We start from the raw sequence: 26,125 nt of genomic DNA on the forward strand, positions 1-26,125 counted from the left end.
CCTGCCGCGCTTGAAGGCCATTGCGTCTTAAGACGACCGCCGAAGTGCTATACACTGGGATCGGAAATTCCCACTCACTGATCGACCATGAAGCTACTGCCCGACGATCTGAACAAGATCGTAACCCTGACACTGGCGCACTATAACCGGCATGCGGAAGATTTTCGGGAGGGAACGCGGAATCACGACGTCAGCCAGAACATCGATGCGCTGCTGCGCCATATCGAAGGGGACCCGCCCTTCAGAATCCTCGATTTCGGCTGTGGGCCGGGGCGTGATCTCAAGGAATTCGCCAGGCGCGGACACATAGCTGTAGGCGTGGAGGGGGCGGAGCGCTTTGCGGCCATGGCGAGGGAGGATACCGGTTGCGAGGTGTGGCAACAGGATTTCCTGCAACTCGACCTTCCGAAAAGTTCCTTTGATGGCGTATTTGCCAATGCGAGCTTGTTTCATGTTCCATCCCAGGAACTGCCGAGGGTACTCGGTCAATTGCATGTCGCCCTGAAACCGGGCGGCGTCCTTTTCAGCTCCAATCCGCGCGGTACCAACGAGGAAGGCTGGAGCAGCGGACGCTACGGCGCTTACTATGACCTGGACGGGTGGCGTCAGCGGATGACCGCTGCGGGATTCGTGGAGCTCGAACACTATTTCCGGCCCGCCGGATTGCCTCGACCGGCGCAGCCCTGGCTGGCCAGCGTGTGGCGGCGGTCCTAGGTTCCATGAAACGAATCCTGCAGTTTCGCCGGCCGGTCTCTTCGCGCGAGCTGGCTTGCACGTCGGGAAACTCAATGGACAGGAGATTTCACGATGAATGTCGGCGATCAGAAATCCTTTTCCGTCCGCGCTAGATCGTTCTGGAACGACAGCGGCATCGATCTCGCCGCGGGTGGCATTTATCAGTTTTCCGCTCGGAGAACATGGACGGATTTCTTCATTTCCTGCGGCCCCGCCGGGTACTCCGGTTTGTCTTATCAGAACAAGTTGGGGTCGTCGCTGCGTCTTCCACGCGAGAAATGGTTCGCTCTCTGCGGAGCCTTGGACCGGAACGGCCAGACGGCATTTGTTATCGGGGAAAGCTGTCGGTACACCGCCGAAGCCGCAGGGCGGCTGTACTGTTTCGCGAACGATGTGCCGGGGTGGTACTGGAACAATTTCGGAAGCGCGGAAGTAATTGCGACGCGCCTTGCTTGAACCCGATTCTTGCCGCTATCGACCTGTGACCGTTTCTCCAAACGATTCGGTGCCGATCGGCACGTTCACGACAAACATTGTCGGGTTTCCATCACTCTTCTTTCTTCGGATATCGGCAAAGGCCCGCGAGATGGTGAAAAATCGAGCAGTTTGTATCGGTTTAATCCTGGTACCGGAATTGCTTGATGGCTCATGGGCGTAACGTCCGCCGAGATCCTGTGCGCGGCGCTTCGGTCCGATCCTCAATCTTGGGTGTGCGATATGAATGAGCTATTTGTAGTTTGCCGTACGACGGAAATAGACGAAGAACAGGCGCGGGGCTTTTGGCTGGCCGTGCGAACCGAGACCGGCGAGGTAAAACCCTGGCCGATTCTGATTACGCGCAAGGGCAACCGTTTTTTTGGATTTGAAAATGTCTGCCCTCATGCCGGCAGCCGGCTGGATACCGTACCGGGGCAGTTCATGGATGAAGATGGCAACTTTCTGACCTGCGGCCAACATCACGCCCAGTTCGACATCGATAGCGGGCACTGTTTCATTGGACCCTGCCAAGGCAAGCAGCTCACAGCCGTGCCTTTGATCGTCGATGACGGCGATGTTTGCGTCACCGGCGTGGAACTAGCCGAAGAAGACGGCCTGGATCTCGACGCGTGATGAATTTCCGGACGGCGGTTTTGTGAGGAATCCGAGATGACACCGGAGCAGCAAGTCCGGCTTCGCGCTTTTCTGGCGAGCCTGCCGGAGATGAGCGTGGATCAATTGTTCGAAGCTCTGCACAACGCGCGCAGCTGCAAAGCGGCAGCGACCGAAGGCGATGCTCCTTATTGGCGCGCGCTGATGCTCGGCGTGGGCGAACAACTGCACCGGCGTCTTGGCCCCGGCGCTCTGCAAGAATATGCCAGCCGTTATTGCTGAACCGATCGGCTGATCGCGATCGACACGATTCACCGAAAACGTTCCCGGCGAAGAGTCCGCGCGTTCGGGTGGTCTTGCGGGCGTGAACGCATCGGTAAGAAAGCTCTGATCAGGTCCTTCTTCAGGATCGGGACAAACGGTAAGGTGTTGATTCGGCTCGTGGTGAGCTCATCGACTCCCCTCATGCGTCCAGACGAAGGGCACGAACTGAACCAACTTCTTTAGCGTTTCCGTAATTTTTCCGGAATTCGGCCTCGCTGGAAACCACACTTCCTCGCCGGGAAACCGGCTTTAGAGCATTTTTCACCACAATATAGCGACATAGCATGGGAGACCGCTCCACCCCCTAAAATGGAAGCCGAAAGAATCGTAGGTCGGCAATCCGTTGCCGACAAACCCGCTGGCCGGACAGTTGCTGTCGGGAAGGGTCGCGACTAAAGCGACCGTTTGCGATTGGGAAGGATTCCCGACCTACAACAGCGGGCGCTACACCAAACCGAGAAACCGGCTCTAGCCAAGTTTTTGAGCAGTTCCAGCGCACCCATAAGCGAGTGAATGCCATTCATCGGTTCGCCATGGCCGCTTCCAAAATGGCTTGCATCGTATCGGCTGTCATCGGGCGGCCGAATAAATAGCCCTGGGCGACGTCGCAGCCGTGGCGCTTCAGGAAAGCTAGCTGGGCTTCCGCTTCCACTCCCTCGGCCAGCACCTCCAGATTCAGGTTCCGCGCCATGGCGATGATGGCGGCGGCGATTTCCATGTTGGACGTATCTTGAGGAATGTCCCGCATGAAGCTTTGGTCGATTTTGAGCTTGTCGATGGGGAAGCGCTTCAGATAGGCCAGCGACGAGTAGCCTGTACCGAAGTCGTCGATCGCAATCCGGACGCCGAGGTCCTTGAGGGCCGCCAGTTTGGCCTCGTTCTCCGGGCCATCCTCCATGAGGGCGGTTTCGGTGATTTCCAGTTCGAGGTGATGGGACGGCAGGCCGGTTTCGGCCAGGATGGCACGGATGCGTTCGTGAAGATCGCCCTGCTGGAACTGGCGCGGCGAGAGATTGACCGCCAGCATTTCCAGCGGCAGACCGGCATCCAGCCAGGCTTTCATGCACCTGCAGGCCGTGCGCAGTACCCATTCGCCCAGCGGCACGATGAGGCCGGTTTCTTCCGCCAAGGGAATGAAACGATTGGGGGAAAGCAGACCCTGGTCGGGAATCTGCCAGCGCAACAGGGCCTCCACGCCGAAGATCCGGCCATCCGTCAGCGTCACCAGCGGCTGATAGTGCAAGACGAATTCATCCCGGTCCAGCGCGTGGCGCAGCCGGGTTTCCAGAGCGAGCCGCTCGTTGGCGGACGTGGTCAACGACTCGGTATAGAAGTGATATGTCCCTCGACCGCTGTCTTTTGCCTGGTAGAGCGCCGCATCCGCGTATTGGATGAGCCGATCGGCATCATCGCCGTCGTCGGGGAAAATGCCGATACCGAGACTGGCGCCGATGTAAACCTCCTGTCCGCCGGACAGCACGAAGGGCGCGCTGAGCCGGTCGATCAGGTGATGAGCCACGCTCGCGGCGTTCTCGGGATCGGACAGTTCTTCCAGCACCACGACGAATTCGTCGCCGCCCAAGCGGGCCACGGTATCGGTCTCGCGCAGGCATTCGCGCATGCGCTGCGAGGCGAGTTGCAACAGTTCGTCGCCGGTGGCGTGCCCCAAGCTGTCGTTGACGTTCTTGAACCGGTCAAGGTCGAGAAACAGTACGGCGCCGCGACTCCTATCACGCCTGGCGCGCTCCAGGGCATGGTTCAGGCGGGAGAGGAGCAAAAGCCGATTGGGCAAGCCGGTCAGCGGGTCGTAATGAGCTAGGTATTCCAGTTGGGTTTCCGAACGCTTGAGGTGGGTGATGTCGGTAAACACTCCCACGTAATTGACCGCCTCGCCTTGCTCGTTGCGTACCGTGCTGATGTTGAGCCACTCCGGATAGATTTCGCCGCCCTTGCGCCGATTCCAGAGTTCCCCCTGCCAGGAGCCGGTGGTGCGGATGGCGTGCCACATGGCTTGGTAGAACGAGCGGCTATGGTGGCCCGATTGCAGAAGGCGCGGGTTCTTGCCCGAAACCTCCGCCTCGGTATATTCGGTGATCATGGTAAAAGCCGGGTTGACCGTGAGGATGTTGCCATCGAGGTCAGTAATGATCACTCCCTCTTGAGTGCTGGTGAATACGGTGGCCGCCTGACGCAGCCGCTCCTCCGCCTGGCGTTGCTCCGTGATGTCCGAGGCCACGCCCGAGGTCAGGATGACCTTGCCGGCATCGTCGCACAGCGCGTAGCTGCGGTCGTTGATCCAGCGCACCGTGCCGTCGGGACGGTTGATGCGGTACTGAATGTCGTAGCGCTGGCCATGGGCCAGCTCTTCCAAGGCACGCAAGACTTGCCGGGAATCCTCGGCATGCACGGCCTCCAGCCAAAGCTTGGGATTCGCATACAGTTCGGCGCAGGGTCGTCCCCAGACCTGTTCGAATGCGGGGCTCACGTAAAGAACGGACTGGAAATCCGGCGCGCTCAGCCAGAACACTTCGCCTATCGTTTCCGCCATCCGGCGAAAACGCAGTTCGCTCTCGCGCAGGGCCTTTTCGGCGGCATGCCGCACACGCCGCTCCTCCATCTCGCGCAAGCTGCGCTCTATGGCCGGCCCGAGACGGCCCGGACGGTCCTTGAGGACGAAGTCCCAAACGCCCTGTTTCAGGAGTTCGACCGCTCTCTCTTCGCCGATACTTCCCGAGATCAGGATCACCGGCAAATCGGGCAGCCGTTCCTGTATGAGCCTGAGACTCGCTTCGAAATCCAGGCCGGGTACGCTGTAGTCGGATAACACGGCATCCCAGCTCTCTTCCTCCAGGGCCTGGTTCAGTTCTCCGCAGCTCACAACTCGCCGACAGCTGGCGGTCAACCCGTGAAGCCGCAGCTGGCGCTGAATCAAGAGGAAGTCGGTCTCGCTATCTTCGATGACCAGAAGGTTTAGCGGCGCGGTCACGGTCTCGTCAACCCCATGGCGGTTCGTTCGTGGCTAGCCAGTAAACCCCGAGGCGCGCCACCGTTTCTGCGAATTCGGTGAAATCCAGGGGCTTGCGGACGAAACTATTGGCACCGTGTTCGTAGCTGCCCAAGCGGTCTCTCTCCTCGTCGGAGGACGTGAGGATGACCACCGGCACCAGACGGGTACGCGGATCGGCACGCAGCCGTTCCAGCACTTCCAGACCTCCGATTCTGGGCAGGTTGAGATCCAGCAAAACCACCGTGGGCAAGTCGGGACCTTCGCGTGTCGCGAATTCGCCCTCCCGGAACACATAATCCAGCGCCTGCTGGCCATCGCGTACCACGTCCACCTGATTGGCCAGATTGACCCTGCGCAGCGCGCGCAGGGTCAGCATTTCGTCCTGAGCGTTGTCCTCCACCAGCAGAATCGTCTTGGCTTTCATCGAATTTCCTCGTCTCCGCGGCCCACGGCCGGTAGCGAAAAACGGAAGGTAGCGCCCTGGCCCGGAGCAGAAACGGCGTCAATCGTGCCACCGTGACGATGAACGATGCGCTGGACCGTGGCCAGGCCTATGCCCAGACCCGGAAATTCCTCTTGCCGGTGCAGCCGCTGGAACGGCTGAAACAGTTTGCCGGCGTGGGCCATGTCAAAACCGGCGCCATTGTCTGCCACATAAAATCGCCGATACTCGCCTTCAGAGGCTTGCTCGGCATACACCCGGATCATCGGCGTATCGGTGCCGGCGGTGTATTTCCAGGCGTTGCCGATGAGATTTCTCAGAACCACTTCGATCATTCGAACATCGCCCCGAGCGAAAAGGCCCGGTTCTACGCACCATTCCACCCGGCGGGCCGGTTCCACACGAGTCAACTCGGCGAGGATGCGTTCCGCAAGCGCCGAAAGATCCACCGGGTCACGCCCCAACTCACCGCGGGTGCAGCGCGAAAGCTGGAGCAGGCCGTCGATCAGTTCGCCCATGCGACGACTGGCGAGCATGATTTGATCCAGATAGACGCGGGCTTCGCCTTCCAGGCGCTCGCCGTAATCCTCCATCAAGGCCTGGCTGAATCCGCTCATAGCCCTAAGAGGCGCGCGGAGGTCGTGAGAGACGGCGTAGGCGAAACTCTCCAACTCCTGGTTGGCGGCCTGGAGTTCGGCCGTACGCTCCTCGACCCGTCGCTCCAGATCGGCATTGAGGAGGCGGATTTCTTCCTCGGCCCGCTTGCGCAGGGTGATATCGACGACACTGACGATCACATGGAGCTCCCCGCCAATGGCCACCGGCCCCAAGCTCACCTCGCAGGGAAACTCTTCCCCGTCGGCCCGGACAGCGTGCAGATCGCGGCCCTTGCCCATGGCGCGCGGCTCCGGATGGCGGAAATACTCCGAAGCGAGCATCTGATGACGAACATGAAAACGTTCGGGTATAAGGACGTCCATCGGACGTCCGATCAGCTTTTCGGACGGGCAGCGGAAGAGCTCGGCGGCACGCCCGTTTACTTGGACGATTTGTCCGCCGCTATCGACGACGAGCATGGCCAAAGGCGAGGTATCGAAAATCAGCTGGGCTCGCGCCTCGCTTTCGCGCTGTGCCGCCTCGGCCGTGTCCTTGGCCCGGGCATAAATCTCCGCTTCCATCCGCAAAACTTGTTCACGCAGCGACTCGGTGAGCCGGTTCTGCTCGACTCCCTGCTGTTTGAGCCGGACGAGTTCGGTGACGTCCTCCACTCGGTGGATGATGTAGGCGACCGAGCCGTCCGCGCTCAGCACGGGGGAGTTGAATGGGCTCCAGTAGCGCACGGCAAACCCGCCGCCTTCCTCCTCTGGTATACGGATATCGTATTTCTGCACCGCCATGATATCCGCCGTACGGTTCCGCAGCACACGCTGCAGGGAGGCTCTCAAGTTGCGTACGCCAGTGGCGTCAGGGTCCTCGGGGTTGTCCGGGAAGACCTCGAAAATATCGCGGCCGATAATCTCCTTCCGTTGCGTCATCGTGGCACGCGCATAGGCGTCGCTGACGGCTGCGATACGGAGGTCCGGAGTCAGCACAAGATAAAGGCCCGGCGCAGATTCGAATAAGACCCGGAAGTCCGGATCGTCGATTGGAATGCGAGTTAACGGCTGCGAAGCGTCTGGCTCGGCGTTCATATCGCTGATCGGATCAAGCCTGGCCTATTTCGGTTGTCCGGCTGCGGAAAAGCATAGCCTTCGGCGGCACGCGGCAGAGCCAAATTATTATCGTTCATTGTTATTCTTTATAGTCGTTCATTGTGCCGTCGGCGCCAGCGTTCTCTCCGCTATCGCCGTCGAACAGTCGTTGTCCCAACCCATAACGCAGCACCAAGCGTTACCACGGGCTGCGCCAATCATATTCCCGACCTTACCGTTGAGAAACATGGCGTGCTATCACGTTTGACGTAGCGACCAGCCCGCGGCTTTCCAAGCTGTCCGCTCCCGGCTTCTCGCGTCTGCTCGACAAAAACCGAATCGGCGCTTTCCGTTAAAGAACTATAAAAATAGTAGGAAATTTCGCGCAACGTGAATTGTTATCTTGACAGAGAAAAATTCTACTGGAGGGTTTTGTGCCGGCACATCATCCGCGGAAGAAATTCCTCAGGCGCTCGAAGATTTGATATGGCATCGGCTTGGCGGTTCGAGTGACGCGGCGTCGCCGTGCTGTCCGTCATTTCACCGGCGAGCGCTGCGCAGCTAGTGCATTTTTAAACCTACTGTACGAGCACTGGCGAGTAGGTCGGGGATCCCTTCCCAATTGCAAACGGTCGCTTTAGTCGCGACCCTTCCAATCGCAAACGTCGCTTTAGTCGCGACCTTCCAATCGCAAACGGTCATCCCAGCGCTCCTGGGATGACCGTTTGCGATTGGAGCGCCGAAGCCGCCCCTTCCCGACGCCATGCTCCAACCGAGCGTCTTCGCCGGCAAGGGATTGCCGACGAATGCTTGAATCGGTTCACCCGAGCCGAAGGCGCCAACGACTTCCGCCAAGCCTGTTTTGCCGTACGAGCGAGATGAAGACGCTCTAGTGCAAGATCTTCGGTTCGACCGTCTGATCGGGGCTGGATCGAATTATGAAGCCGGAGAGCCACGATTGGCGGATGCTCGACGAGGTTCAAAATTCCGGGCCATTTCGGGACTTAAGGCATCGGACGTACGCTGCTCGTCCGTGCTGTCGCTCTTATCCCAAAAATCATAAAAATTGAACCAATTGTAAGGCGCCTGGCGGCAGTAATGTTCCAGCCGGTCGGCGTAGTGCTGCATGAACGCCCGGATTTTTTCGTCGCGGTTTTTCCGGGAACACTCGATGCGCTCGGCCAGCAGCTCAAAGTGTACGTCGTAATCGGCGCCGCCTTTGTGGAGACAAAAGAACAGAATCACCGGAGCCTTGAACAAGTTCGCCAGCAGCACTGGCGCCGCCGGGAACCAGGCGTCCTCGCCGAGAAACCGGCACAGGACGCGCTTCTCCCCGTGTACGCTGCGGTCTCCGAGCAAGGCGACCACGCCGCCGTTAGCGATGTGCTCATCCAGCCCCAGAAGGGCGCTCGCCGTGCCTACGGGGATGATGTCCTTGAACAGATCCGGGTTCAGCGTCCTGAAAATTGCATTGATCTTGGGGGAATTCTCGCCGTAAACCAGCGCCTTGACGGAAAGCCCCCTGTGCCTCAGCCCGAGGCCGCGGAGGATTTCGAAGCTGCCGACATGGGCGCCGACCAGGAGGAATCCCTGTCTGTCCGCTATCAGCCGCTCCAGCACATCGAATCCGTGCATCCGGATTTGAAAGAATTCGTCCCGCTCGGCGAACACGAACACCCTGTCGAGCAGAGCTTCGGCGAAAGTGTGATAGTGGCGGAACAACTCCCGGCCCGACGGTGGTCTACCGAAGATGTGTGTCAGATAGGCAGCGGAAGCTTGCCGCGCGCGGTCGGCGAAAATCAGAAAATACGCCGTGATGGGGTAGAGCAGGGCGCGGGCGATCGGCCGCCCGAGCCGCAGGGCGATCCAGACGATCGTTCGCAGCCAGAAGCCGGTGCTGCGCTCTTTTTGATTAATCCAGCTGCGGCTCATGGTGCGACTGAGGTGAACAGCAGACGCCCTTGCGCGATGCGCCGGTCGCCCGAGAAGCAGTCGAATTTCACCGATTTTTCTCCCGCATCATCGAATTGCACCCGGCACGGTTCGCCCGGACGGAGCACCGAGAGAAATTTCGCGGCAGGAATGCCGGCGAGGCGAAAGCCTGGATGGCCCGCCAGCCAGAGACAGGCGATCTCGTCCAGAATCACTACGCCGGGCACCACCGGATTGCCCGGAAAATGACCGGGCAGGGCAGGGTGGTCTGATGAAACGGTAAAGTGTGCCTCCATCGGTCTGGTTGTCGTTCGAGTTCGCCCGGCGGAATTCCGGTCAGTTCTTGGGCGCCGAGATTACGCCCGAGCGGGCGATGGTCGCGATCAAGTGGAGGATGGACGGATGGCTGTGATGCCGGTAGCGGATGCGCCGGTAGATGTACTCGGTGATGAAAAACGCGCCGACGAAGAAATAATTCACGGTGTTGGTGAATAGGAGAAAGGTTTCCACCGGAGCGAACAAGGCCAGCAACACCGATTCCAGAACCAACAGGCAGAAAAAGATCGCCCAGGCCCAGGTGAGATTGCGAGTGTAAATCCGCAAATCGTCGGGCAGCACACCCCGCCGCTCCAGCCGGGCAAAGCGTGTAATCAGCGGTTCCCGTCCCGGAGTCAGCGTCGTCAGGAATAGGCTTGCGAGTATCAGGCCGATGCCGACGGGCGAAAAATAGATCATCGCGTCCGGCCTCAGGTAAAAGAGCGGCGCGCAGAGGCCGATGCCCACCGCGAAAGGCCAAAGGCGGCCTATCATGCTCGACCGGCCTTCGCCCGATAAGCGCATTGCGATCAAGATGGCCGTGAAGAGAAGAAAGTCGACGAATCCAAGCCAGACCGGCGAGATGTCCGAACGGACGGCGGCAAAGGAAAAAACCGGAAACAGCGCCGCCAGGCACACGGTTAAAGCCGGTTTGATCCCCATACCTTATTTCGAACGCCGCTTTTCGATGGTGCTGGCCAGCGCCCGGAGCGAAGAGAAAATGTTAGTGACGTCCGGATCGTCCGATTTGATCTGAAGTCCGTATTTTTTGGAGATAACCAGGGAGAGTTCGAGCAGGTCTATGGAATCGAGTCCCAACCCGTCCCGGTACAGAGGTTTTTCCGGCTCGATGTGCTCGGGAATGGCTTCGAGATTCAACGATTCGACGATCATCCGTGCCAGTTCCAGTTCCATCGGGGTCAGTTGCGTGGTCATAAGCTATTGATATTCGACAGTTAGATCATTAAGGCCGATCGCCTTGGACCGGATTACGGACGGGGCAATCGAATAATGCCTTCGATTTCCAGCAAAAGGTCTCTGCGGCAAATATCGCCTTGTAGAAAGATAACCGGGCATGAAGGATTTAGGGTTTCCGCGAGCAGTCGCTTCGCGATGCCGAAATGTTCGTGATGGCGTATATAAACTTTCAACATGCTGTCTGGCCCCAATTCTTCGAGCTTGATTCGGGACTGGCCCAGCTCGTTTAGTACGGCCTGAATGTTGCTCAGCGTTTCCCGCAATTGCCCGGCCGCATCCTCGGGATGCAGGGTTTCGTGCCCTACGATGCTCGCGGTTCCCGACAGATAAAGCTGGCGTTCACCGCCGAACTCCGTCAGCGTCGCGCGCGAAAACGACGGGCTGCGCGGTCCGTATTGTAACGGATATCGATAGGCGCTCACCTGGCGCGGATTCTCGATCTGGCGTCCTGGCGCGCGGGAGGCGATGAAATAGATCCGCAGCCCTTCTGCCCCGGTCCCGATCGCGCTGGCGGCGGGCAAATCCCGGTCGAACACGTAATCGGCTTCGGCGAAGGCTTGGTGCCGCCCCAGGCAAAAGCGCTGATAGTTTTCGAGCCCAAGGTATTCGCCGTTGATCCGCGGAAGATAGTTCCACATGCGGATGAGATGGGTATAGCCGGAGACGCGGATCAGATCCAGTATCCGGCAGTACGTCCGGTAAGTCCGGGCTTCCACCGAATCCTGCTCCTGTTCGGGCAAATAAAAGCAGCCGAACAGAATATCGCCGTTGCAGGCGTAGCGTATCCCCTGATGTTCTCCGTAGCGTGCCGGCTGTGGGCTGAGCCAGACTTCGCAAAGCTTTTGTTCGTCCAAGCTGCTCATGGGCAGCGTCAGGACCGGGTACGGCGTGTCTGTACCGGATTCGGAAAAGCCATCGAAGCCGATGATTCCGAGCACGGAGGCTGGCTTCGTGTTCGTCAGACCGCTCAGGGCTTCGGCAGGAAACAGGGTGAGATAAACGGGCGGATCAAGCCTGGCGGAACGCTGTTGCGTAACGCCCAGGCTCGGATCGAAAGAGCCCATTCGTGCTGGCAAATTCATGTCGGGCGTATATGAGACGAGCTTCAGGATGCGATGTTTTGGCGTCTGCGCTTATGGGCCGCGTAGTTATTGATCGGGTCGAACAGGCTTTTCAAATAATAAATAACCTTGAACATCAAGAGTTTGGGCGCGATCGGGGTGTTCCGGAACAGGTCGCCGGCAAGCAGCGAAATGACGCCTTCCTTGATACGGAACCGGTTGTGAGGATGGATGATCAAGTCCCGCATGGCGGGTGTGGTGATGCGGTAGATGAACCAGGAAAACGTCTTCAGCCCGCGGCGCACCGATTTTTCGTACTGCTTGAGGCGTTTTTCCGCGGTTTTCGGCTCGCGCAGGATGCCGTCCACGGTCTCCGCGCCGGACATCGCGCCGTACAGCGCGAGATGGACGCCGCTGGAAAATACCGGATCGATAAAGGCGAAAGCATCGCCGATCAACAAGTAATTCTTGCCCCTCATCCGTTTGGAAGCGTACGAATAATTGCCGGTCGCGGTTACGGGCGATACCAGCCGGGCGTTTTTCAGGCGAGCTTGCACCGGCGGGCATAAGGCGATGGTGTCGAACAGGAATTGTTCGACCGGTGTCTGGCGGCCTTTCAGATAATAAGGCCAGCAGACGGCGCCAACGCTCATCAGGTCCCCCTTGAGCGGGATCATCCAAAACCAGCCGTGATCGAACCAGTAAATGCTGATATTGCCTTCGTCCCGGCCGCTTCTGCGCTCGGCTCCTTCGAAATGGCCGAAAACAGCCGCGCTGCTGTGTTTCTTGTTGCGCTCCTTGGTGCCGAGCCTGTCGGCCAAAAAGGTGTCGCGGCCCGATGCATCGACCAGGAAGCGCGGTTGCCAGACATGCTCCGGGCCGTTTTCACCGGTCGCCCTGACTTTATCCACGCGGCCTTCGTGGAATTCCACCGAAGTCACGCGGCAGCCCTCGCGAACGTCCGCGCCCTTGGCGGCGGCGTTTTTCAAGAGGATATGATCGAACTCCGCCCGCTTGACCTCGAAGGCATAGGGATGAGTTTTGTCCAGAGCCTCGCCGAACTGAAAGTCGGAGCACTTGCCGTGGTAGATGGAATCGAATTCGGCGGCGTACTTGCGAAGACCGATCTTCTCGACCTCATTCAGCACGCCCAGCCGTTCCAGGTAAGGAAGACTCAAAGGCAGCAGGGATTCGCCGATGTGAAACCTCGGATGTCGATCCTTTTCGGCCAGAACGACGCGCCAATTCTTTTCCGCCAGCAACGCCGCAATCGACGATCCGGCCGGTCCTCCCCCGATGACCAGCACATCGCATGATTCGCTCATATGAGAATTCTTGAGTTGATAAGTCAGCCCCCGAGGCCGATAAGGATAATCGGCAAGATTCGTGCTGCCAAGCCACGTTTGCAGAAGACAGGCGGCGCAGACCCGCCCGGCCGCCGGCGCGGCCGGGATCGGCCGATCAGGGACGCGCCTTTCTCAATGATCCGTCACGAGGTAGTTCCGGGTGATCGGTACGGCTCCATGCCGCTTCGCCAGCTGAAGTTGAAAAACCACCATATCGCGCCAGCGGAACGAGCCTTCGCATACCGCCAGATAAAATTCCCACATGCGGGCGAAGCGTTCTCCCATCCGCTCGACCACTTCGGCTCTATGGTTCTGGAAACGCCGAAACCATTCGCGAAGGGTATATGCATAATGCAGCCGCAACACCTCCAGGTCGGTCAGAATCAGGCCCGAGCGCTGCATTGCCGGCGACACGTCGGAAAGCAAAGGGATATAACTGCCCGGAAAAATGTGGCGCTTTATCCATGGGTTGGCAGGGCCATCCTTGTTGGTGGCGCCGATGGTATGGAGCAGTGCTATGCCGTCGGGTTTCAGCAGTTTCGCCATTTGCCGGAAGAAAGCCGGATAGTGTCGGGCTCCGACATGTTCGAACATTCCGACGCTGACGATCCGGTCATATTCTCCGGTGTGCTTCCGGTAATCTCGAAGATGGAAGCGAACCTGATCTTGAAGTCCGAGTCGTTCGGCATCGGCTTGCGCCACTCGGAGTTGCTCCCTGGAGAGCGTTACGCCGGTTACTTCGACGCCGGCTTCTTGCGCGAGGTAAACGGCTAAGCCTCCCCAGCCGCTGCCGATATCGAGGACCTGCATTCCGGGCTGTAGACGCAGCTTTCGGGCGATGAGCCGGCATTTGGCGAGTTGCGCCTCTTCGAGCGTCTGCTCGGGCGTTTCGAAATAAGCGCAGGAATAAAACAGGCGTTCATCCAGAAACCGTCGGAACAGCCATTCGTCGAGATTGTAATGATGGCTCACATTCCGGTAACTGCGGGCGATGGCGTTACCCGTTCTAACAAGCGGGTGCAACCATCGGCGGACATGCAGATAGGGTGCGGGTCCGGGTTCGGAGAAATTCCGCATCATGACCTCCATGAACGCCGGCAACGCCTCGGAGGATCCCACGTTCCAACCGCCTTCGAGATAGGTTTCGCCCAATTGAAGTTCCGGATCCCACAAGAGACGGAGCAGGGCCGAGGGGTCTAGAACATTCCAGTGCGCTTCCGGCTGCCCGGTTCCGAAGCGGCGGCTCGGACCGCCTGTAACGTGAAGATGGAGAGAGCCTTCCCGGATATGCCGGTCCAATAGTCCGGTTACGGTCTGATGCAGTATTTTTTCCAGTGCCATCGGTTTTCACTCCTTGTTCACCGCGGTACGAAAAGCCTACCCGGATAGGATATAGCCAAAAACAATGTTCCGATTCGTGTTTCCGGCGTAGGGCGGGTTGGGAGAGCATCGCAAGGGAACCGAAAAGTTCCTTTGGGACACCTCGAAAAATCTACTGCGCGACTCGATTGCTGCGTTGCGCGGTGCGCGGAATCCTCATGTACTCCATGTACACTCCGGTTCCTGTGCTCCGGGCGCCTAGCACTCGGGGCGCTCGCGACGGTTTTTCGAGGTGTCCTTTGGTGTTTCCACGCGCCGTCGTCCACCGGGCAAGGCCGCGGAATCAGTGAGTTAGGCGCGCGGAGAGTCCGGCAGCGACGGCATGGCTCGTAGCAGTGCGCGTCTAATCCACCCTATATCTGAGTGAGACAAAACGGGAAGCGACAGATGCCGAACCGCTGGAACCGGGTACGCGCCAATCGGCATCGTTCAGCGAAAAGCCTGTTCGTTTCTATAGATCGAGTTGCTGCTTGAGCAGGGCGAGCTTAAAGTCGGCAGTTTGCGATTCGGCGTTTTCCCAGGGGAAATTCGGCAGATTTTCCAGAGCGAGAATCAACCCCTCGTTCCATTTCTCGGAAAGCTGCCGGGCGAAAGGATCATCCTCGGTGAGGAACAGCCGGCGGCCTTCGGTCAGGCTGTCTCGCTCGTAGATCAACAATTCCACCGGCGGGCCGACGGTCACGTTGCTGCGTATGGTGGAGTTCATGGAGACCAGGGCGCATCGGGCGGCCCGCTCCAGGCCGATGTCCCGCTTGATGATGCGGTCCAGGATGGGCTTGCCGTATTTGGTTTCGCCGATTTGCAGGAAGGGATGTTCCCCCGATTCGTGAATGTAATTGCCCTGCGGGTAAATCATGAAGGTCTCGGGCGGGCTATGGCCCAGCTGGCCGCCGAAGATGAAGGTGGCCTCGAAGCTGGTGTTGGCGGTATCGCGGCTAGCCTGCTGGCGCTGTAGCTGGGTGCTGATCATGCCGACGTAATCCGCGGCTTCGCACATGTTGGTCGCCGTCATCAGATTGGGTACCCAGGCCTGCTCGACATCGCGATACATCTTTTTCACCACCGCCTGGGTGGTGGCGAGATTGCCGGCGGAGAGCAAGACAAAAACCCGCTCTCCCGGCCACACGAAAGTGTGCATTTTCGAATAGGTGCCGATGCTGTCCATTCCGGCATTGGTGCGGGAATCGGAGCAGAACACCAGGCCGCGTTCCACGTTGATCGAAAGGCAATACGTCATGGCAATGTCAGAATGGACTCAGTGTATGGGTATTCGATCGATTCTATCGTCAGACGTTTCAGGAAGAAATCGTTTAGTACTACAGCTTCAGTAGATCGGGAATCCCTTCCCAACCCTGAGTCGGCAAAGGATTGCCGACCTGCTTTCCCGTTGCTGACCTTTTTCCGCACGCGAAAACCATTCTTGCTCAGGGATCATCGATCAACCGTCATACTGAGGCTGACAAGGCGTTAGTACTACAACTCCGGTAGAGATGGAGCGCCCGAACACCACGCCAGATCACGGAACGCACCACAACAGCGCGGGGCGCTTGCAACCGTGCACCTTATTCGCTTTGTCAGGGAATCGACGCAGACGGCGAAACGCTTGCTTGCCCGGTGGCGCGCCGTAGCGCTCGTCTGTGCCATTGGCACGGAGGATGCTTCGTCGGAAACGTCAACATCATCGTTCGCTCATGAACATTTCCCACGACTACCGCAACAGCGAAGCCTACGACGAACTCCTGGAACCGGGCGGCCAGCCTCGGTCGGCCGCCCGGGCTCTGTTCCGTTATCTGAACTCTCTTCAGCCGGGAGAATTGGAAGCCCGCCGGCAGTCGGTGGATGCGGCCATCATGACGATGGGCATCACGTTTACCGTGTACAGCGAGGCCGGGAACATCGACCGGGCCTGGCCTTTCGACATCATCCCCCGGGTCATGGCGAAAAGCGAATGGATGCGGATCGAGGAGGGGCTGAAGCAACGGCTTACGGCTCTGAATTTGTTCATCAACGATCTTTATAACGAGCAGCGCATCGTCAAGGACGGCGTTTTTCCGCTGGAAGTGATCGCGGGTTCGCGCAACTTCCGCCCGCAGTGCCTAGGTATCACGCCCCGTTTTGGCGTATGGGCCCATGTGTGCGGTACCGATTTGGTGCGCGACAAGGACGGCACGGTCTACGTGCTGGAGGACAATCTCCGGGTGCCGTCGGGCGTGTCTTATATGTTGGAAAACCGACAATTGACGAAGCGCCTGTTTCCCGAATTTTTTCAGGGTTGCGATATCTTGCCGGTCGATGACTACCCGGTTCAGCTCTACGATGCGCTGGCGGCTCTTTCTCCGAGGGATGGCGAGAGGCCGGTGGTGGCCGTGCTGACTCCGGGAATTTTCAACTCGGCTTATTTCGAACACAGCTATCTGGCGCAGCAGATGGGCGCCTTCCTGGTGGAAGGCTCGGATCTGATGGTGGATGCGGATGACAGGGTCTACATGAAGACCGTTTCCGGCCCCAGGCGGGTCGATGTGATCTACCGCCGCATCGACGACGATTTTCTGGATCCGGAGGCCTTCCGTCCGGACTCGGCGCTCGGCGTTCCGGGCCTGATGCGCGCCTGGCGCAACGGCAAGGTCGGCATTGCCAATGCGCCCGGCTCCGGTGTGGCGGACGACAAGGTCGTATACACCTACGTGCCGAAAATCATCCGCTATTACCTCGATCAGGACCCGATCATTCCCAACGTGCCGAGCTACCTCTGCATGGACGAAAAAGAGCGGACTTATGTGCTGGCTAACCTGGACAAACTGGTGGTCAAGCCGGCCAACGAGTCGGGCGGCTACGGCATGATCATAGGCCCTAGGGCCAGCCCGGAGGAACGTGCGGCATTCGCCGAGCTGATCCGGGCCAATCCGCGCAATTACATGGCGCAGCCGACGCTGAGTATCTCCACCGCGCCGACCCTGGTCGGCGATTGCCTCGCTCCCCGTCACCTGGATCTTCGGCCTTTCATACTGCAATCCAGCCGGCTCTACGCCACCACCGGCGGACTGACGCGAGTGGCGCTGAAAGCGGGGTCCCTGGTCGTGAATTCATCGCAGGGCGGGGGCAGCAAAGATACCTGGATCGTCGACACGGAGGACGCATGCTATCCCGCGTAGCCGAGAACTTGTATTGGATGGCCCGTTATCTGGAGCGGGCCGAGAATACCGCACGCTTGATCAACACCACGACCGATGTGCTGCTGGATCTCCCCAAAGGCGCCTCGTTCGGCTGGGATATCCTGCTCAAGTTGGTCGGCCTGGACGAACTCTTCGAAGAGCATTACCGAGAGGCGAACGAATCCAATATCCTGCGCTTCCTGATCCAGGACGAGCGCAACCCGAGCGCCATCGTATCCAGCATCCGCCGCGCCCGCGAGAACAGCCGCACATTCCGGGAAATCCTTCCCAAGGAATTTTGGGAGCGGGTGAACGGGCTTTATCTCTATGTCCAAGGGTTCGCGTCCAGCGCGGCGCAAAATCGGGCGCAGCGTTACGAAGTCCTCAATCACATCATCGAGCGCAACCAATCGCTGGCCGGCTTGCTGATCAGTTGCATGAGCCACGACCTGGTTTATGAATTCATCAGGCTGGGGAGAAACATCGAACGCGCCGACATGACCACGCGCATCGCGGATATCAATGCAGCCGTGCTGCTCCCGCGGCAAGGCGGCGCGTTGGAGCCTTTGCAGGAGCGGTTGTGGATGAGCGTGCTCAAGGCCCTGAGCGCTTACCAGATGTACCGCCGTCACGTGGACGTGCATGTGCGCGGCCACGCCGTGCTGAATTATCTGCTGCTCGATCCCCATTTTCCGCGGACCGTCCGTCACTGCCTCTCGGAAATCGAGGAGTGTCTGGCCATGCTGCCGAACCACAAGGAGGTCATGAAAGTGACTCGCCGGACTTGGCGGCGGCTTACGGGTCTGCGCTGGGAAGGTTTGGCGCCTGCCGTGCTGCACGAATATTTGGATCAGGTCCAAACCGACTTGGGCGCCATTCATGTGGCGGTGTCGAATCAGTATTTCTATTTCTATATGCGACAGCAACAGACTACTTCGACGACACGGGTAGTCAATGAATAGGGAGTAGCGACCGTGATGTCTTCGCTCGATTTTCCCCGTCATGGCGACAAGGTGAACTCGCCGTTTTTCGAGGAGTTCTTGATCAAACTGCTGGAGCAGCGCGATCGGATCGGGCTTACCGAGCTGATCCATCAGGTCGATGCCATGATGATCGCGGTCGAGCCCGGGCACTCGGTTCCCTACGTGGGCGAGCTGTGCCTGATGACGCCTTATCATTATCTCGCGACGATCGAATCGGAACGCCATTACACCCATGTGCTCCGCATCGACCTGAACGCTCCCGACGTTCTGATTCGCGAAGTCAAGGACCCCGAGACGCGAGGCATTTTTCGAAGCCTCAACGAGCTATACCCGATCGGCGCGCATAAGCCGAACTCCCGCTACATGGGCGAAGTTTTTCGGGTGACCGATGTGAACGAAGTGGTGGCATTGCAGAAGTCGAGGGATGTCCGCTTCTTCAATCGGGCTCAGATCCAGAAGCTCGAAATGCCCGACGACATGGCCATCGTCAAGCCGTCGCCCTATACCCACAACATCGTTGGTTATTGGGAGAGGCCGGAAGCGGACACCCGTGTTTATGCCCCGAGTCGGAGTACCATTCGCGACGACGTTCAAAGGGCCTACCTGGAGGCGAAGGAAGCTCAGGTCAAACTGGGGCTGGAAGCGCTGCTCCTGCCCATCGACCACCTCGCCACCCGCATCTATAGCCAGAACCGGGAAGCGGCCATCCTCGAATGGCTGACCTTGACCAGTTATTACTACTGGGGCTCTTACGACATCGCTTCCCAGAATTCCTCGACCAACGTCACCAAGAGCGTGCATCACTCGAACGAGCTGGAATGTCCCGCCAAGGTGTTCACCGCCGCGAATCATCCCTATTTCGTCAACCACCTGCTCAGACTGCCGTCGCCGACCGAAGCCTTCGTCCGCAACTACGGCCCGAGGCTTCATCATCTCGCGGTCGCTGTCCGGGACGGCGAAACGGAAGGGAAGGCCAACATCGATTACGTGGTGGGCACGCTGCGGGATTGCGGCAAGGAATTCCTGCTCGACGTCATCGGCTCCAGGGAGGAAGGACTCAAGCAAATCTTCTCCAGCGCCTCGGAATATTCCTCCCTGATCGTGGAATACGTGCAACGCTTCGGCGACTTCCAGGGATTCTTCACCAAGGACAACGTCGCCGAGCTGACTCATGCCGCCGGGGTGGAAGAAAACTTGCGCGCGTTGGAGACCGAGGCCGTTTAATCGCGGCGTAAGAATGCGGCTGGTTTCGTGCTTGCCCTGGCGCGAAGATCGGCGGAGACGAAGGCAGCCCAATACTTGGCCGTTTTAGAATCGCTCTTCCGTCTTTCAAGTTGTAGGTCGACAATCCTTTGCCGACGCCGGCGGTTGGTCGACCCGTCACGGCGGTACCGATTCGTAGGTCGGCAATCCTTTGCCGACGAAGTTGTCTATCGCCTCCGCGGGGGAACGGGCCGTAATACGGTCCCCGTGTTAGAATCGGCCCTCGACAATTCGAGCCGAAACGAACTTCGGCGCACCGCTCGTCGACTTTCAGCCGATCAACCCGCACTCTGCAGAATCCTGTGAATACCCCTATGACTTGCCCCTGCGGCTCTGAAAAACCTTTCGATCAATGTTGCGGCCCTTATCTGGCGGGACAATCTCCTGCGCTCACTGCTGAAGCCTTGATGCGCTCGCGTTTTACCGCGTTCCAGCTGCGCGATGCCGATTATCTCAGGGAGAGCTGGGACCCCGGCAAGCGGCCGGCGTCTTTGGACTTCGAAGGCGACACCCGCACCTGGTCCCGTCTAGAGATCGTCGGAACCATAGGTGGCGGCGAAAACGACGATAGAGGCGTCGTGGAATTCAAAGCCCAGTTCGAGTTGGGAGACGACACCTATCTGATCCATGAAGTCAGCCGGTTTCACCGGGTGGCGGGACGATGGGTCTATCTGGACGGCACCATCAATTATCACGGCAAAATCGCCCACAAGGGCGAAATCCTTCGCAATGCGCCGTGTCCCTGCGGCAGCGGTAAAAAATACAAGAAATGCTGCGGCGGCTCGGCCGGACGCTCGGGCAGGGCATAGCGCCCGTCGTGCACTAGCGACGCAGCACGGTCATTCCGATAGCGTTTTCGACCCCAATCGCGGCGAAAATGTAGGCTATGGCAATTCCATCATCTCCCTGAGGCATCTCACGCCCTTTATCCACGCGCGTTTCGGTAAGTGCTGCAATAACTGGCGTTGCTCATGGCATATGAATTGCAATTTATGTTTCGGCGGCCGGTGAGTGATCGGCAGGATGCCACCAATCAACATCCACTCATCGGACCGCACCATTCAGCATCTCCGATTCTCTCCCCTCCCTCTCTGGACCGGGTGCCGCCGGGAATGGCGACACCTTTCTTTTGTCCCGGTTTATCGTGCCTTCTTGCGGCTTCCTTCCGGGGTCGTGATATTTCCTCGATGCCTTGATACGATCGGTATCGCGGACATCGAATCGAACGGAAGGAGGATCAGGAATGATCAAAGAGCTGGCTCTATGGCTGACGATCATAGGTCTCTGGGAAAGCAGTCCGATCTATGGAGACGAAGGCCGCTACTTCAAGGTTGCTCGCCAAGATCCAAGACAGTGCGTTGCACCAACGTGCGACAAGGTTTTCGTTAAGGAAGTCAACAAACCGCGAACGCGCTGCGCCGACGGGATTTGGCGCCGGGAATGCTATGTCGGCGCGATAGACTTTTCCGAGACGGGCGGCGTGCCGCAACAAAACGAGGACTTCAAGAAGGAGTTCGTTTTGGGGCGCGGGCTGGTGCGCGGAATTCTCGAGAGGCGTGCGACCGATTCCAACAGAGAAGACAGCGTTCTGGTCGTGCACGAAACATGGCGGGCCCAGGCACGGGCATCTCCCGCGGGCGCTCTGTACCGGGTGAGGGATGTCGATGGCCCTTGTCCGACCGAGCCCTGCGAGCACATCGAGGAAGAGCGGCTGAATACGCTGACCAAGGCTCTGATTGCCGAGGTCGACCTGCTCGCATCCGCCGCCGATCCGGAGAAGGTCAATGCCGGATATCAGGCTCTCAAGCAGGGGAGCATACTGGTGGCCGGCACTCATCAGGCCGTGACCGGCCCGGCCGGTACGAGCAAGTCCCTTATCGCGAGCGAATTCTACCTGATGGAATCCCCGGCGCCGGTGACCGGCCAAGCCTGCGGCGGAACGACAGGGGCACGGTGTCCGCCCGGCCAATACTGCGAGATCGGAACTCCCAATGCATGCGGTTCGACCAGCATATCGGGAACCTGCGAGGTTCCGCCCGAAATCTGCACGACCGAGCACAATCCCGTCTGCGGATGCGACGGCGAAACCTACAGCAACGATTGCGCACGCCGCCGCGCCCAGGTTCAGCTCGATCACGCCGGCCCCTGCGCGAAACCGGCCGGGGCGCCGACTTCCAAGCGTTAGGGAGGTTTCGATTCATTTGCCGCCCGATCTGTGCGAATGTCTCGGCGGCGCAAGTCGGCGGGAACTGCGGCGAAGCGCGAGCATCAAACCAAAAATCAACGGGCGGGTATTTCGCGGGGAAAACAGGCTTTTAGGCCAGGGGAAGAGTCCCGATCGGGCGCTGGGATTTGGCGCGGCGCCCCGAAACCACCAGGTGAAGACCGGAGGCAAAAATGAAGGGAGTCGTTTTTCACGGAATCGGCGATATTCGTCTGGAAGATATCCCCGAGCCGCATATCGAAGATCCTACAGACGCTATTTTGCGAATCACCGCCAGCGCGATTTGCGGAACCGATCTGCACATGGTGCGCGGCACCTTGGGCGGGCTCAAACCCGGCACCGTACTGGGACACGAGGCCGTCGGCGTCGTCGAATCTCTGGGATCGAACGTTCGGAATCTCAGGGAAGGCGATCGGGTGGTGGTGCCGTCGACCGTTGCCTGCGGCTATTGCTCCTATTGCCGAGCGGGCTACTACGCCCAGTGCGACAACGCCAATCCCAACGGTCTTCTGGGCGGCACGACCTTTTTCGGCGGTCCGGCGATCGCCGGCGGCCTGAACGGATTGCAGGCGGAAAAGGCGCGCATCCCGTTCGCCAATGTCGGGCTGGTCAAGCTGCCGGACGACATCACCGACGATGAGGCCATACTCATCTCGGACATTCTGCCGACGGCGTACTTCGGCGCGGAACTGGCGGAGATCAAACCCGGCGATACCGTAGCCGTCTTCGGGTGCGGACCGGTCGGGCAATTCTCAATCACTTGCGCCAAGCTTCAGGGCGCCGGCCGGGTCCTGGCCGTGGACAACGAACCCTCTCGTCTCGAGATGGCACGCAATCAGGGTGCGGAGGTCATCAATTTCGATCTCGAAGATCCGGTGCAGACTATCCGCGATCTGACCGGCGGGATTGGCGTGGACCGCGCCATCGATGCGGTGGGCGTGGATGCCGAGCGTCCCCATCATGGGCCGGCCGCGCAAAAGGCCGATGAGCAAAAGGCCCAGTTCGACCAGGAACTGAACGAAATCGCGCCGGAAGCCCAGCAGGCCGGGATTCGCTGGCATCACGGCGACAGCCCGTCCCTGGTTTTGACCTGGGCCGTTCAGGCTCTGGCCAAGGCCGGAACATTGTCGATCATCGGCGTTTATCCGCCATCCGACCGTTTCTTCCCGATCGGCATGGCGATGAACAAGAATCTCACCCTGAAGATGGGGAACTGCAATCATCGCCAGTACATTCCCATGCTGATCGACCTGGTTCGGAGCGGAGTCATCGATCCGACCGAGATCCTGACCCAAACCGAGCCTTTGACTTCAGTCATCGAAGCCTATCAGGCATTCGACGAGCATCGACCCGGCTGGCTGAAGGTCGAACTGGTTTGAGGTTCACGGGCGGGTTTTATATCCCATACGGCATTACACCTTCCGTAACTCAAGGCATCCGAATTGATTCCCTCTGCCGGTCCACTCTCATACTCGTGATAGAGAGATTGATGTTTTAAGGAAGCTCTGAACAAGTGGAATCCGTTCATGCCCCTTCGACAGGCTCAGGGCAGGCTCAGGAGAGCGTTCGACAAGCCTGTCCTGAGCCGAGTCGAAGGGCCTGTCCTGAGCGAAGCCGAAGGGCTCACCGCGAACGGAACCAATACGTTACCGTTCGTCCTGCGCCTGTCGAAGGACTTAATCAGAGCTTCCTTAACTCAACCGCATTTTCGAAAGCTTGTTTTCCCATTGAAACTTCCCCCGCTGTGCAGTATCGCTACCATTGAAATGTGACGGCCTGATCGGGCCCGGGAAGAGGATTGGATGCGAACGGATGATCCGGGCAGAATCAGTGCTGAATTGCGCTGTCAGAGAAATAGGGAGAGATCACAGGACTGTCTGCATGAACATCGTTGTGCTGGCGTTTGCGGTTATTGTGGCCGTTCTGTCGGCCGGGCGCGTCTTTGCGCTCATCCACGGCGAACCGTTGCCGATCGGCCGGGAATCGACCCTGCCGCTGACGATCGAACTACATCACTGGGATGAGTACCGGCGGGTCTGGAAAAGTGGGAACGGTGCTTGCAGTTCCGCGGTACTCGGCACGCGCCCGCTGACTTTGATCACGGCTGCACATTGTCTGCGCGACGTACGTCTGGAGGGACCGCTTAAATTGCCGGCGGTCCGCTTGCAGGCCGCTCCTTCCGCAACGGTATCGAATGCCAGGCTGCGCGCGGCGGTGTATCCGAATTTCGGCGTCGTGCAGGAGAACATCGCCGAGGATATCGCCATTCTGATTTTCGACGCGGATGTCGGGGACGCGCTGCGGCCATTGCCGATCACGACCGGGAATACTCCCGATAAGGCCCTGATCTGTGGCTTCGGTTATGGTTACCGGGAAACGGAAATCGATGGTCCCCGCTGTGCCGAGAAGCGCGTCTTCGATTTGACGAGCAGTTTCTATGAGTTCGTGCCGAAGCGATACGAGGATCTGGATCCCATACTTCACCTGCAGTTCCGGGCGCAGTTCGAATCCAAGGAATCATCGGTGTCTTCGCTTTCCACCCTGCTGGCGGTCAACCGATTGGATGCTCAAGGGGCTTATTCGGTCGACGAGCCCATGCCTACGCGCGGCGATTCCGGCGGTCCGTGGATCGCTTCCGATCCGCAGGGGAATGCTTCGCTCTTGGCCATCACCAGTTTTGTGGAAACCTTCTACCGCAAGAACAAGCAATGGCCTTTCTTTCAGGGGAGCCGCGCGCCGCTTTCCGACCTCGCCTACGTGGCGTACGGCGTGCGCCTGGACACCCGTGAGGCGAGGGCGCGGATCGAAGAGGCGCGCCGCCTGGATGCGGATATCCGCGAAATACCGGTGGCGGGGTCGGCGCATGGCTTCGCCGGGAGCGGAACCACGGAAACCCGATAGAGCGGTGTGGTTTGGCTGTTTTCGTTACCTCGGTTTGTTACGCAGGACGTACGCAGATACAAAATGGACCGGGCACATGGTTTACATCCATTAAGGTATTGGCGAGGAGGAAACGCCGATGCCGTGGAAAGAGACCTGTGCCATGGACCAACGAGTTCAATTTATCGGCGACAGCCTTCGTAGGTCGGCAATCCTTTGCCGATGCAGACGCACGGTCGGAGCACGGCGTCGCGAAAGGATTCGCGACCTACGGCGGTACGGTCGTAGGTCGGCAATCCTTTGCCGACGAAACCGCCCGGCCGGGAGATGGCGTCGGCAAGGGATTCCCGACCTACCGGGTGCCTCGGTCAAGCCGCTTCGGCTCCCGTCCTCATGCGCTGCATGACGACGGCGACCGCGGCGGCGCGGGTGCCGACGCCCAGCTTTTCGAAAATGTGCTCCAGATGTTTGTTGACCGTCCGGGGACTGCTGCCGAGGATAGTCCCGACCTCGCGGTTGGTTTTGCCGCGGGCGATCCACATGAGGATTTCCGCTTCGCGGAAGGTAAGTCCGAGTTCGTCCCGCAAGGACTCCAAGTTCCAGTCGCCGGAAAATTCCTGCAATAGCAGCAGGTATTCGCGTCCGCTTTCGCATGGGGCGAGCTTCGCGGTGAATTTCTTGCCGTCGCGATGAAGCGTGAACAACTCGTGTTCCGTGGTTCCGCCCGGAGCGATACGGGCCAAAGCCCAATCCAGAAGTGTCTTGGGCAAAAAGCAGGCTGAGGTCTCGAAATCGAACACCTTGATTCCCGAGAACGCCGCCAGCCAGCGGACGGCCGAGGATGTCAGCCAGATGATCCGCCCGGCGGCATCGATGCTGATCGTCGCGAATCCGCTGCGCTCCAGGGCTTCTTCCGCGCGGAACACCATCCGCGACTGGGCCAGATGTGCTTCGACCCGGGCCAGAACCTCCTCATGGCGGATCGGCTTGACCAGATAATCCACGGCGCCTTCGCGAAAACCCCGGAGCAAATCGTTCAGCTCGCCGAGTCCGGTCATGAAAATGATGGGAATGGAGCGGGTCGCGGGATTCGCCTTTAGGTGGCGGCAGGTTTCGAAACCGTCCATGCCCGGCATGACCGCGTCCATCAATATGACGTCGGGTTCGGCGTAGCGAAGCTGCTCCAGGGCGGAAGCGCCGTCGGTCGCAACCAGTACGCGATAGCCAGCTTCGTCCAGGGCGTCGGAAAGCAGGGCGAGATTGGCCGGTACGTCGTCCACGATCATTACCGTGCCTTGGCGGTATTGACGTTTTAAGCTCATC

General features: G+C 59.1%; 23 protein-coding genes. 11 read left to right on the top strand and 12 right to left on the bottom strand.

Annotation, left to right across the window (positions count from 1 at the left end):
* Window positions 1–87 precede the first annotated feature (87 nt).
* From ACWJJK_RS04320 to ACWJJK_RS04335, 4 genes are all read left to right on the top strand, one after another.
* Window positions 88–714 (top strand): class I SAM-dependent methyltransferase, encoded by a 627-nt coding sequence (locus tag ACWJJK_RS04320; protein WP_086132821.1) that lies wholly within the window; start codon window positions 88–90, stop codon window positions 712–714.
* A 93-nt stretch (window positions 715–807) separates the two neighbouring features.
* Window positions 808–1,191 (top strand): hypothetical protein, encoded by a 384-nt coding sequence (locus ACWJJK_RS04325; RefSeq protein ID WP_086132820.1) that lies wholly within the window; start codon window positions 808–810, stop codon window positions 1,189–1,191.
* A gap of 261 nt (window positions 1,192–1,452) precedes the next feature.
* Window positions 1,453–1,845 (top strand): Rieske (2Fe-2S) protein, encoded by a 393-nt coding sequence (locus ACWJJK_RS04330; protein WP_077731688.1) that lies wholly within the window; start codon window positions 1,453–1,455, stop codon window positions 1,843–1,845.
* A gap of 36 nt (window positions 1,846–1,881) precedes the next feature.
* Window positions 1,882–2,106, top strand: coding sequence for a hypothetical protein (locus ACWJJK_RS04335; RefSeq protein ID WP_086132819.1), 225 nt, complete (start codon window positions 1,882–1,884; stop codon window positions 2,104–2,106).
* Between the two features lie 562 nt (window positions 2,107–2,668).
* Here the strand turns inward: ACWJJK_RS04335 and ACWJJK_RS04340 are convergent.
* From ACWJJK_RS04340 to ACWJJK_RS04390, 11 genes are all read right to left on the bottom strand, one after another.
* Window positions 2,669–5,134 (bottom strand): EAL domain-containing protein, encoded by a 2,466-nt coding sequence (locus ACWJJK_RS04340; protein WP_086132818.1) that lies wholly within the window; start codon window positions 5,132–5,134, stop codon window positions 2,669–2,671.
* A 7-nt stretch (window positions 5,135–5,141) separates the two neighbouring features.
* Window positions 5,142–5,579: a response regulator gene (locus ACWJJK_RS04345; RefSeq protein WP_086132817.1), complete on the bottom strand. Its 438-nt coding sequence runs from the start codon at window positions 5,577–5,579 to the stop codon at window positions 5,142–5,144.
* The gene (locus tag ACWJJK_RS04350) at window positions 5,576–7,288 is read right to left on the bottom strand and encodes a PAS domain S-box protein (protein WP_454128683.1); all 1,713 of its coding nucleotides are present in this window, start codon (window positions 7,286–7,288) and stop codon (window positions 5,576–5,578) included. The genes ACWJJK_RS04345 and ACWJJK_RS04350 overlap by 4 nt, the downstream gene beginning before the upstream one ends.
* Before the next feature lie 936 nt (window positions 7,289–8,224).
* The gene (locus ACWJJK_RS04355; protein WP_454128684.1) at window positions 8,225–9,220 is read right to left on the bottom strand and encodes an LpxL/LpxP family acyltransferase; all 996 of its coding nucleotides are present in this window, start codon (window positions 9,218–9,220) and stop codon (window positions 8,225–8,227) included.
* A complete protein-coding gene (locus ACWJJK_RS04360) occupies window positions 9,217–9,516 on the bottom strand; it encodes a 3-hydroxyacyl-ACP dehydratase FabZ family protein (RefSeq protein ID WP_077731648.1) in 300 nt (99 codons plus the stop codon). The genes ACWJJK_RS04355 and ACWJJK_RS04360 overlap by 4 nt, the downstream gene beginning before the upstream one ends.
* 40 nt (window positions 9,517–9,556) lie before the next feature.
* Complete coding sequence (locus ACWJJK_RS04365; protein ID WP_077731649.1) at window positions 9,557–10,198, bottom strand: COG4648 family protein; 642 nt, start codon at window positions 10,196–10,198, stop codon at window positions 9,557–9,559.
* Window positions 10,199–10,201: 3 nt separating this feature from the next.
* Complete coding sequence (locus ACWJJK_RS04370; RefSeq protein WP_240502592.1) at window positions 10,202–10,471, bottom strand: phosphopantetheine-binding protein; 270 nt, start codon at window positions 10,469–10,471, stop codon at window positions 10,202–10,204.
* Between the two features lie 53 nt (window positions 10,472–10,524).
* Window positions 10,525–11,595: a chorismate transformation enzyme, FkbO/Hyg5 family gene (locus tag ACWJJK_RS04375; protein WP_454128685.1), complete on the bottom strand. Its 1,071-nt coding sequence runs from the start codon at window positions 11,593–11,595 to the stop codon at window positions 10,525–10,527.
* 23 nt (window positions 11,596–11,618) lie between these two features.
* Window positions 11,619–12,899, bottom strand: coding sequence for a tryptophan 7-halogenase (locus tag ACWJJK_RS04380; protein WP_156880734.1), 1,281 nt, complete (start codon window positions 12,897–12,899; stop codon window positions 11,619–11,621).
* Window positions 12,900–13,052: 153 nt separating this feature from the next.
* Window positions 13,053–14,261 (bottom strand): SAM-dependent methyltransferase, encoded by a 1,209-nt coding sequence (locus tag ACWJJK_RS04385; RefSeq protein WP_086132812.1) that lies wholly within the window; start codon window positions 14,259–14,261, stop codon window positions 13,053–13,055.
* A 490-nt stretch (window positions 14,262–14,751) separates the two neighbouring features.
* Entirely contained in the window at window positions 14,752–15,537 is a 786-nt protein-coding gene (locus ACWJJK_RS04390; protein WP_077731653.1) for a peptidase, read from the bottom strand.
* A gap of 454 nt (window positions 15,538–15,991) precedes the next feature.
* On the opposite strand from ACWJJK_RS04390, the gene ACWJJK_RS04395 reads away from it, so the two are divergent.
* The 7 genes from ACWJJK_RS04395 (at window position 15,992) to ACWJJK_RS04425 (ending at window position 24,823) form a co-directional block, all read left to right on the top strand.
* Entirely contained in the window at window positions 15,992–17,452 is a 1,461-nt protein-coding gene (locus tag ACWJJK_RS04395; protein WP_156880733.1) for a circularly permuted type 2 ATP-grasp protein, read from the top strand.
* A complete protein-coding gene (locus ACWJJK_RS04400; protein ID WP_434114008.1) occupies window positions 17,437–18,414 on the top strand; it encodes an alpha-E domain-containing protein in 978 nt (325 codons plus the stop codon). Before ACWJJK_RS04395 ends, ACWJJK_RS04400 begins: the two co-directional genes overlap by 16 nt.
* A gap of 15 nt (window positions 18,415–18,429) precedes the next feature.
* Entirely contained in the window at window positions 18,430–19,659 is a 1,230-nt protein-coding gene (locus ACWJJK_RS04405; RefSeq protein ID WP_434114006.1) for a hypothetical protein, read from the top strand.
* A gap of 353 nt (window positions 19,660–20,012) precedes the next feature.
* Window positions 20,013–20,507, top strand: a complete 495-nt coding sequence (locus tag ACWJJK_RS04410) for a YchJ family protein (protein ID WP_434114004.1) — start codon at window positions 20,013–20,015, stop codon at window positions 20,505–20,507.
* 434 nt (window positions 20,508–20,941) lie between these two features.
* The gene (locus ACWJJK_RS04415) at window positions 20,942–21,883 is read left to right on the top strand and encodes a Kazal-type serine protease inhibitor family protein (RefSeq protein ID WP_077731659.1); all 942 of its coding nucleotides are present in this window, start codon (window positions 20,942–20,944) and stop codon (window positions 21,881–21,883) included.
* 212 nt (window positions 21,884–22,095) lie between these two features.
* The gene (locus tag ACWJJK_RS04420; RefSeq protein ID WP_077731660.1) at window positions 22,096–23,301 is read left to right on the top strand and encodes a zinc-dependent alcohol dehydrogenase; all 1,206 of its coding nucleotides are present in this window, start codon (window positions 22,096–22,098) and stop codon (window positions 23,299–23,301) included.
* A gap of 502 nt (window positions 23,302–23,803) precedes the next feature.
* The gene (locus ACWJJK_RS04425) at window positions 23,804–24,823 is read left to right on the top strand and encodes a trypsin-like serine peptidase (protein WP_166642696.1); all 1,020 of its coding nucleotides are present in this window, start codon (window positions 23,804–23,806) and stop codon (window positions 24,821–24,823) included.
* 347 nt (window positions 24,824–25,170) lie between these two features.
* Here the strand turns inward: ACWJJK_RS04425 and ACWJJK_RS04430 are convergent, their stop codons facing one another.
* Entirely contained in the window at window positions 25,171–26,124 is a 954-nt protein-coding gene (locus tag ACWJJK_RS04430; protein WP_077731663.1) for a response regulator transcription factor, read from the bottom strand.
* Between the last annotated feature and the right edge of the window lies 1 nt (window position 26,125).

The sequence above is a fragment of the Methylocaldum gracile genome (genome assembly GCF_053646815.1).